Source organism: Nocardia sp. NPDC060259 (assembly GCF_042728775.1).
Classification (GTDB): domain Bacteria; phylum Actinomycetota; class Actinomycetes; order Mycobacteriales; family Mycobacteriaceae; genus Nocardia.
Map to the genome: position 1 here is coordinate 23,275 of NZ_JBHXAY010000086.1, position 8,997 is coordinate 32,271.

Annotated in this window: 5 protein-coding genes and 1 pseudogene; 3 read left to right on the forward strand and 3 right to left on the reverse strand. The window is 65.7% G+C overall.

Annotation, left to right across the window (positions count from 1 at the left end):
* Positions 1-420 precede the first annotated feature (420 nt).
* From ACFWF2_RS25540 to ACFWF2_RS25550, 3 genes and pseudogenes are all read right to left on the reverse strand, one after another.
* Positions 421-2,490, reverse strand: a complete 2,070-nt coding sequence (locus ACFWF2_RS25540) for an AAA family ATPase (protein WP_379309981.1) — start codon at positions 2,488-2,490, stop codon at positions 421-423.
* Positions 2,491-2,545: 55 nt separating this feature from the next.
* Positions 2,546-3,916: an FAD-dependent oxidoreductase gene (locus tag ACFWF2_RS25545; RefSeq protein WP_379309982.1), complete on the reverse strand. Its 1,371-nt coding sequence runs from the start codon at positions 3,914-3,916 to the stop codon at positions 2,546-2,548.
* Between the two features lie 282 nt (positions 3,917-4,198).
* Positions 4,199-5,826 (reverse strand): annotated as a pseudogene (locus tag ACFWF2_RS25550) (FAD-dependent oxidoreductase).
* A gap of 123 nt (positions 5,827-5,949) precedes the next feature.
* Between ACFWF2_RS25550 and ACFWF2_RS25555 the strand changes: the two are divergent.
* The 3 genes from ACFWF2_RS25555 (at position 5,950) to ACFWF2_RS25565 (ending at position 8,904) form a co-directional block, all read left to right on the forward strand.
* Positions 5,950-8,109 (forward strand): MMPL family transporter, encoded by a 2,160-nt coding sequence (locus tag ACFWF2_RS25555; protein ID WP_379309983.1) that lies wholly within the window; start codon positions 5,950-5,952, stop codon positions 8,107-8,109.
* Between the two features lie 83 nt (positions 8,110-8,192).
* The gene (locus ACFWF2_RS25560) at positions 8,193-8,462 is read left to right on the forward strand and encodes a metal-sensitive transcriptional regulator (protein ID WP_189027774.1); all 270 of its coding nucleotides are present in this window, start codon (positions 8,193-8,195) and stop codon (positions 8,460-8,462) included.
* Positions 8,463-8,505: 43 nt separating this feature from the next.
* Positions 8,506-8,904: a DUF2892 domain-containing protein gene (locus ACFWF2_RS25565; RefSeq protein ID WP_379309984.1), complete on the forward strand. Its 399-nt coding sequence runs from the start codon at positions 8,506-8,508 to the stop codon at positions 8,902-8,904.
* The last annotated feature ends 93 nt before the right edge of the window (positions 8,905-8,997 follow it).

Below are 8,997 nucleotides of genomic sequence, written 5' to 3' on the forward strand. Positions count from 1 at the left end.
TGGCCGGCATCGCCATGGGCAGCGACCAGCGCGAACGTCAGCGGCTGCCACGAACGGGTCGAACTCATCCGCACATCCCAACACGGCTAACTGCGTAGACGATCAACGACATGCTCGAAGAAGACTACCCGGACTCGATACCCGGTGGCTATGAATGGACCATCGGGGTGATCGCCGCTGACAGGCGCTTCTTGACCGGGGCGAGTTGGTCTCGATCCGAGCGGCAAACGGCTCGTCGACAAGCGTTGCCCAACGACGCCGCCCGCGCGATGCCCCACACCCTGCGCCAGGTCGACACGGGCGACGAAACCCTCACCGAACTCGATGTCTACGACCGGAAGAGGGCCGAGGGAGTGACGGCGGATGCGGCGGTCCTCGGCTCGAACACCTGCCATTGCAAGTCAACGAGATTTCATCGGGTCATCGGTCGAGTGACCCGGCACCATAGAGCTCGATCTCCCACATCTTTTCGATCACGCGCTCCACGGCCCGAGTGAGATGACGGCGGTAGGTGGAAAAGGGCAGTCCGAGTAGCTCGGCGGCGCGTTCCTGGGTGGGCGCCGGTCGTAGGTAGGTGCGGTCTAGTACACGGTAGAGCTTCTCGCCGCGGGCGTCGTCTCGCAGTGACTCGATAATCGTGGTGAGCAGCTCCCGTAGCGTGACGCCCGTGGCCGACCCCGGCCGACCCCGCACAACCTTGGAGCACAGCAACGGGTTTCGTTCGAGTCGACCTCCGCGTCCGAGCTCACGCAGCGCCGATCGAACCGCGTCGGCGAACTCGGGCTGGGACAGAACGAGTTCGGGTACCGGTGGCGCGGGTCGCGCGATATCCATGCCGACGACCCGGTCATTGGTCAGGTCGAGCCATTCGGCGATACCCACACGTCGCCAGTCGTGTGCGTATACCGCGTAGCGCTGTCCGCCGACCTCGTATCCGGCTTCTTGCGCGCGATGGAAGTCGATGTGGTGCATAAACGGTTCCCATGCGTCGAAGTCCGCGAAGGCGCCGATGAATTCCCAGGTCAGATCTGGTTGCGACAGCCAGTTTTGGGTCGAGCGGGCCGTGACCACATTGATCGTCGGCGACGGGAGCTGGTTCAGTTCTGCGTCGACGAGGAATCGGCCCGCGTACACCGGCTCGCCCGGTCGTGGTCGGCCATACCGGGTCGCGTAGTCCCACATCGCGCGCGTGCCGGGGTCGGTGGCCAGGTCGGCCTCGGTCGCCTCGTGCAGTGCCAGCCGGCAGAAGTAGCCGATCGGTTCTGTGCCGGGGCCCTGGACAACGACGAATTGTTCGGGCTGGCGGGCGAGCCAGAATTCGACCAGCTCGGCCTGTTCGGGCCCCTGGTGTCGTTTCGTCATCGCCAAGATCGATTCTCGATACGCTGGGCGGTATCGGTCGGGGAAGGACCGGCCGAAACTCGACCAATCCCAATACGCGGAGATCGTCGGGTTGTGCCGATGCAGGAACACCAGGTCCGCGACCGGCCACCGACCGTGTTCGGCTGCGGTGTCGAGCAATTCGATGAGGTGCCCGCGAACGCGGCGATGCACCTCGAGATAGGACTCCGGATCGCGCCAGCGTAGATCCGCGTCGAGGACGTCGCGGGCGATATCGTGCGGAGCGAGCCCGAGTGGTCCGCGTTCGATGATCGCGAGCTCGCACAACCATCCGAACACTTCCGAGCAGTCGGGTTCGCCGAGCGCGGCCCGCAGCAGCGCCTCGGTGGTGAACCGTACGTGGGCGCACACCTCGAGCGCCGCCCGATGACGTTTGCTCGGCACGGATTCGACGAACCGCGCGAGCAGAGCCCGCACCGCGTCCGGCGCGTCGACCAATGTGGCAGGCAACTCGCCCGCGGTCTGGGCCAGCAGATCGACAAGGAGCGACAGGGCCAGCGGATGGCCATGGGTGAGCGCCAACATCCGTTCGTGCTTGTCTTCGGGTACCTCCGCGACCCGAAGGTAGGTTCGGGCGTCATCGGGTGCCAGATTCCGCAGCGAGACCACGCGCAGCAGTTCCCGCCAGCCGGGGTCGCTCAACCACTCCCTGGCGGGTGGATGCCGACCGGCGATCACGACCAGTACGTTGGTCGCCAAGCCGGGCAGAAACGTCTCACGTAGCCAATCCTCCAACGGCGCAAAGCGTTCGAAGGTGTCGATGACCAGCACCGACGTCGCCTGGGCCGATCGGTCCTCGGGCTCGGACATCGCCGCGTGGAACGCTGCGGGCGACGGCTCTATGTTGCGTCCGTCGACCCGCATCGTGCCACGTCCGGCGTGCTCAGCCACCTCCAGCAATTCAGCGAGCAGTGCCGTCTTGCCGACTCCACCCGGCCCGTAGATGAACATCACCGAGAAGGGCGGCTCGTCCGAATCGAGCGCCGACAGGAACAGCTCGACTTCACCCGCGCGTCCGACGAACCGGCGCCGACGGGCCAGCCGGAGCCGGTCGGCGAGGGTTCTCCACTGCGCTGAGGGGCTATTCACCGGCCATGTGTATCAGCTGCGCATCCGCTGTGTTCGCCTTTGCCGACACCGGTACTCAACGGACCGGAACTCTCTCCGCCGACCCGTCCTCGACACGCTCCGATCGAGCCATCCCGCGCAGAACCCGTACGATGATCTCGGGCCGCAGCAGCCGCGCCGGATGGTCGAGCAACGCCGAGACCAACAGGAACTGCGTGGCCACCACCGGATCGTGTCTGCCCACTTCGAGTACGTGGCGGACGTACCGATTGACCAGTCGGATCTGGAGTGGTCGCGCACCTTCGACCAGTGGCTGCGTCAGATCTGCACCGACAGCCAAACGCCACGCGACACCGACCGGCGCGGCGGCAGCGCGGAAGAAGCGGCGTTCCACATCGTCACCGCTCACACGCAAACAATCGCGCAGCGCCGTGGCCTGCAGCGCGGCAACCGACATGCCTTGGGCGTAGATGGGATTGAATCCACACATCGCATCCCCGAACACGATCAACCCCTGCGGGAATCGACTCAACCGGTCGTAGCGGCGCCGGCGGTTGGCGTCGTAGCGGTATGTCGCCACCTCTGACAGCGGCTCCGCGTGACGCAGCGCGTCGACCACGTGCGGCGGGGCGAACATCGCGATGCCGTCGACCATCTCATCGAAACTCGTACTCGGGTGATGGCCCCGGTATCCCGTCGCGGTGAACAGCCAGGTGTCGTCCTCCGTCACGAACAACGCCATCCCTATCGGCCGGTCCGGCGCCGGACCGATCAACACCAACTTCTCCGGCTCGGTGCCGGGTTGCAGCCGCACGAACAGGCTGGAGTAGCCCATATGGACCGAAACCGATTCCTCGGCAGGCATTTCGTAGCCGAGCCCGCTCAGCCACGTCGGGGTCCGCGTACCGCGTCCCATCGCGTCCACGACAAGATCAGCAGACAGGACTTCCTCCGCGCTGCCCGCTGCCCGAGCCATGACCCGGACACCGATCACCCGCCTGCGTGTTTCATCCGAAACCAGACCGACGACATCATTGCCGTCGGCGATCTTCACCCTCGGCAACGCCCGAACTCGTTCCCGCACAATCCATTCCAGACGCGGCCTGGTCGGCAGATAGGTCAGGACGCGCGGCTGCACGGCGGATGAGAGACGGTTGCCCGCTATCGAGAAATAGAACTCCGTGTAGTCCTCGACGACCCTGGTGCCACCCGACACCAGGTCGGCGAGCAAACCAGGAAACAGCACCTCCAGTGCCTCGGATCCACTCGGCAGCAACGCGTGCACATGCTTGCCCTGCGGCACTCCCCTGCGCGGCTCGTATCCGGCGCCGAGCCGATCTCGTTCCACCACGGTCACCTGGTCGTAGAAATCGGCCAGCACTCGTGCCGCGAGCAACCCTGCCATGCTCGCGCCCAGCACTACCGCATGTTCACCTCTGCGAACCATCGCCCACCTCCTGAAGTTTCGACGATGGTGCGAGCCTGCGGCATTCGATTGCTCGGTTACCAGTCCATTTCACTGCTCATCTATCACTGAGCAAGCGCACACCACTTCCGCGGTGGCGAGTCCGCAGCGCAGGAACAGCGTTGCGATTTCGGCACATTGCCGAGCACCTGCTCGACATGGCTACCGCATCCGCTGTAGCTGGGCTTGCCGCATGTGCGACAGGTGATTCGTTGACACATGTGTCGTTCCTTTCGGTTGGCGTCGGCGGATCTCGGACCGGATCTACCGACGTTGTTCTGCGGTGGCGTCGCGCCAGGTTCGATACCCACCGTCGAGATTGACCGCGTCGCGCCCGAGCTGGGTCAACAGCCGCGTCGCACTGTTTCCACGCTGGCCGACCTGGCAAAAGACCAGGACCGGACCGTCAGCGATCTCTTTCGCACGATCGCGCAGTTCGTCGAGCGGGATGTTGAGCGAGCCGGGGATCGAACCCGCGGCGAACTCTTCCGCCGACCGCACATCGACCGCCTGCGAACCTGTGGCGATCGCGTCGTCGACTTCGTACCACTGCGCCGTGCGGAGTCCTCCGATGCGCAGATTGTCGGCCATGTAGCCGAGCATGTTCACCGGGTCCTTGGCCGAACCGAACGCGGGCGCGTACGCCAGCTCCAAGTCCATCAGCCGCGATGCCGTGATACCGCCCGCCATCGCGGTAGCCAGCACATCGATGCGCTTGTCGACACCATCACCGCCGACCGCCTGGGCTCCCAGAATTCGGTCGGTTCGGGCTCCACCAGCAGTTTCACCGACATGGCCCGGGCGTCCGGATAGTACCCGGCGTGCGAGAGCGGGTGCGTATGCAGAACCCGGAACGGGCGGCTGGCAGCCCACAGCCGCTTCTCGCTCCAGCCGGTCATCGCCGCGGTGAGATCGAAGACGCCCAGGATGGCAGTGCCCTGGGCTGGTGGATCCACGACGGGCAACCCCGCGATGACGTCGGCCACGAGCCTGCCCTGCCGATTGGCCGCATTGGCCAGCGGCATCAGTGTGGACCGGCCCGACACCGCGTCCTTCTTCTCCACCACATCGCCGACCGCGTAGATCCCTGGCGCCGATGTCCGCAAGCGGTCATCGACCACGATGCCACCACCGGAACCGATGTCGATCCCGGCCTCCCGAGCGAGACCGCTTTCCGGGCGGACCCCGATCGCCATCACGACCAGCTCCGCCGGTACCTCTCGCCCGTCGGACAGCGTCACGGTATCGGCTTCGATGCTCGCCACCTCCGCTCCCAGCTCCAGACGGATCCCGTGCTTCCGCATCTCGGCAGCGACCGGCGCGGCCATCTCGACATCCAGCGGCGCCAGCACCTGCGTGCCGCGTTCTACCACCGTGGTCGCGATTCCCCGCCGCACCAGGTTTTCGGCCAGCTCGACGCCGATGAAGCCGGCACCGACGACGACCGCCGACCGCACGTCGGCCACCGCTTCGGCCATGCGGTCGACATCCTCGACATCCCGTAACACCAGCGCGCGTCCCACCCCGGGTATGGGCGGCACAACCGCTGACGCACCGGTACTCAACACCAGCTCATCGAAGGATTCGACATACTCGCGCGCCGTATCCACCTCATGGACGATCACCGTCCGTGCGACCGGATCCACCGCGACGACTTCATGCCGCACTCGCACGTCCAGGCGAAACCGCGCGGAGAGCGCCTTCGGGGTCTGCAGCAGCAGCGATTCCCGCTTCGGGATCACGCCGCCGACGTAGTAGGGCAGAACGCAGTTCGCGAACGAGACGTGATCGCCACGTTCGAGAACGACGATCTCGGCCGATTCATCCAGTCGGCGCAAACGGGTGGCTGCCGACATCCCTCCGGCAACCCCACCAACGATCACAACTCTCATCTCGCGCCTCCCAGCGGTCTCGGCACGGCGTGTGCCGCATGCCACTCTTCCGATTTCTATACCCCCGGGGGTATCTTTGGATTCGCCAGCCAATATACCCCCCGGGGTATGAAAGGAAAAATGATGAGCGCATCTCTGACGGTTTCCCCAGGTCGAAGCACGGAACCGCCGGGTATATCCGGCGGTATTCTGGGCCGGCTCGGCGCGACGATGGCGGGCCGGTCCAAGCTCGTTGTCGGCGTGTGGCTCGTACTGCTGGTCGCCCTCGGCTCCGCCGCACCGAGCGTGTTCGACTCGCTCGCAGGGGCTGGCTGGCAGGCCAACGGTTCGGAATCGGTGCGCGTGCGCGAGCTGGCGCAGCAGCACTTCGGAGGCAATTCCTCGGCGGCGGTGCAGGTCGTCGTCCATTCCGACGTCCACACCGTCGACAGTCCACAAGTTCAGCAGGCTCTCGACGAGATCGGCACCGTGTTCGAAGGGGATTCCCGCTTCGGCGAGGTGATCGCTCCACAGCCCGGGATGTCCATCAGCCCGGACGGACACACCGGCATTCTCATCGCCGGCGCCAACGCCTCCACCGACGACATGGTCAAAGCCGTCGACGAACACAAGGAAGCGCTCACCGCGGTATCGGGGGACGGGATCGACGTCTACCCGACCGGCGCCTCAGCGCTGTGGAGCGACTTCAACAAGGCCAACCATGACGCCATGATCAAGGCCGAGTTGTTTTCGTGGCCGGTCACGTTGGCGATCATGGTGCTGGCCTTCGGGTCGATGGTCGCCGCCGGGCTGCCGCTCCTGCTGACCCTGGCAGGGCTGATCGCGTCCGCGGGCGGATTGGTCCTGCTGAACCAGGTCACCCCGATCTCGGTGTGGGCCATGAACTTCGCGATGATGTTCGCCCTCGCGCTGGGCATCGACTACGCGCTGTTCATCGTTGCCCGTTTCCGTGACGCGCTCACCACCGCACCGAATTCCAGAGCGGCCGTCGCCGAGACCATGGACACGGCCGGGAAGGCCGTTGTGCTGTCCGGACTCACCGTCTTGGTCAGCCTGTCGGCCGTGCTGATCGTGCCGACACCAGCCGTGCGCACCATGGCTGTCGGCATCATGTTCGCGGTCACATTCGTTCTGCTCGCCACCATGACGCTGCTGCCGGCGGCACTGGGTGCTCTGGGCAGCAAGGTCAACGCGGGCGCACTGCCGTACGCCAAGCGCCAGCAGCACCGCTCACCGCGATTCGAGGCGTGGGGCAAGCTGCTGCACGACAAGCCCTGGCCGTTCGCCATCGGCGCACTGCTGGTGTTGATCGCGCTGTCGGTGCCTGTCATCGGCCTCAAGGTGGCGATGCCCTCGATCCAGGTCGTGCCCGATGACGCGCCGGTCCGGCAAGGCTACGAACTCGTGCAGGCCCAGATGGGCAAGGGCGCGCCGGGCATGATCCAGATCATCGCCCCGGCAGGTGAGGCCACACAGGTCGCCGAAGCCGCCAAGACCGTCGACGGCATCAGCATGGTCACCCCCGCCCAGCCCGCGATCGACGGTAGCGGCCTGGTCATGATGCAGGCACTGCCCGAGGTCGACCCTTCGGACGACCGGATGGGCGACATCCTGGACGACCTGCGTGACACCATGCCGGCCGGCGCGCTGGCAGGCGGCGCTCCAGCCGAGAACCTGGATCTGCAGGACGCCCTGGACAAATACCTGCCGATCATCGTCGGAATCATCCTGGTGCTGGGCTTCGCACTGTTGCTGATCGCACTCCAGGCGCCGTTGATCGCCGTGCTGGGTACCGTGGTCAGTCTGCTGTCGACCGCCGCGGCGTTCGGGGTCGCGCGCCTGATCTTCCAGGACGGCCACGGTGCGGGCCTGCTCGGATTCACTCCGCAAGGGTTCCTCGACGGTTGGGGGCCGGTGTTCTTCTTCGCGATGATCTTCGCCATCGCGATGGACTACACCGTGTTCCTGCTGGCGACCGCCAAGGAGCACTACGAACATTCCGGTGACCCCAAGATCGCGCAGGTCGACGGGATGGCCCATTCCGGCCGGGTGATCTTCGCCGCCGCGGCGGTCATGGTCGCGGTGTTCTTCACCTTCGCACTCGCCGAGCCGCTGCCACCCAAGGAGATGGGAATCATCCTCGGCGTGGCGGTGCTGCTCGACGCCTTCGCGGTCCGGCTGGTGCTCCTACCCGTGCTGCTGCGCTTGACCGGCCACGCCGCGTGGTGGTCCCCCGCTTGGCTGCGCAAGGTTCTCCCCTCCATCAGCTTCGCCCACCACTGAGATCACATCCATGGGCTCGCCGCCGGCGGGCCCATGGATACCCCCAGGGGTATACTGGGTGAACCACACAGAAAGGCACCACCATGGTCGGCAACGAAGAGACTATCGCCCAGGTCCTCAACCGTCTTCGCCGTGCGAACGGACAGCTCGCCGGCGTCATCTCGATGATCGAACAGGGCCGCGACTGCAAGGATGTCGTCACCCAGCTCGCCGCCGTTTCGCGCGCCCTCGATCGCGCCGGGTTCAAGATCGTCGCGACCGGCTTGCGGGAATGCCTGACCGGAGACACCGCCGACGGCTCCGAACCGATGACCGAAGCCGAGCTGGAAAAGCTCTTCCTCGCCCTCGCCTGATCACACAATGCGCAGGCGAGCACCATGATTGGATGAATTGCCCATGGCGAGTCTCCCCCGACACCAGGGCTGGTCGATCGAGCGCCTCGTGCCGCTACTCGCAGGCGCCTTCGTTCTGATCAGCGTCCTTCTCGCGGTCACGTTTTCGCAGTGGTGGCTGATCTTCACCGGTTTCGTCGGCGCGAATCTGCTGTTCTACAGCGCCGTCGGCTGGTGCCCCGCGACACTGCTGCTGCGGCGCGCCGGAGTTCCGGCCACCTCCGCCAGCTGCCCGACACTGCGCGCGCAGGCCGACCCGGAGATCGCGCGCCGGGAGTTCGCCACCGGCATGCAGGCCGCGATCCAGCGCTCCGAGCGATTGGCGATTGGCGATTGGCGATTCGTAGTACAGGTCGTGCGCGGCACTCGGTCGGCATCGGCGCGATACTTGGCGAAGTTGTAGTCTTGAACGCCGTGCCCGCCGGGTGAGGGATGACGGGGGCGGCGTGGCGGAGCAGGATCTCGACTAGGCCGTGTTTTAGAAGTGGTGAGGGCG

Bases quoted from the DNA above. Each gene is read 5' to 3' on its own strand.
- ACFWF2_RS25560 (WP_189027774.1), top strand. From the start codon at position 8,193: ATGGTCGGCAACGAAGAGACTATCGCCCAGGTCCTCAACCGTCTTCGC.
- ACFWF2_RS25545 (WP_379309982.1), bottom strand. From the start codon at position 3,916: ATGGTTCGCAGAGGTGAACATGCGGTAGTGCTGGGCGCGAGCATGGCA.
- ACFWF2_RS25555 (WP_379309983.1), top strand. From the start codon at position 5,950: ATGAGCGCATCTCTGACGGTTTCCCCAGGTCGAAGCACGGAACCGCCG.
- ACFWF2_RS25565 (WP_379309984.1), top strand. From the start codon at position 8,506: ATGGCGAGTCTCCCCCGACACCAGGGCTGGTCGATCGAGCGCCTCGTG.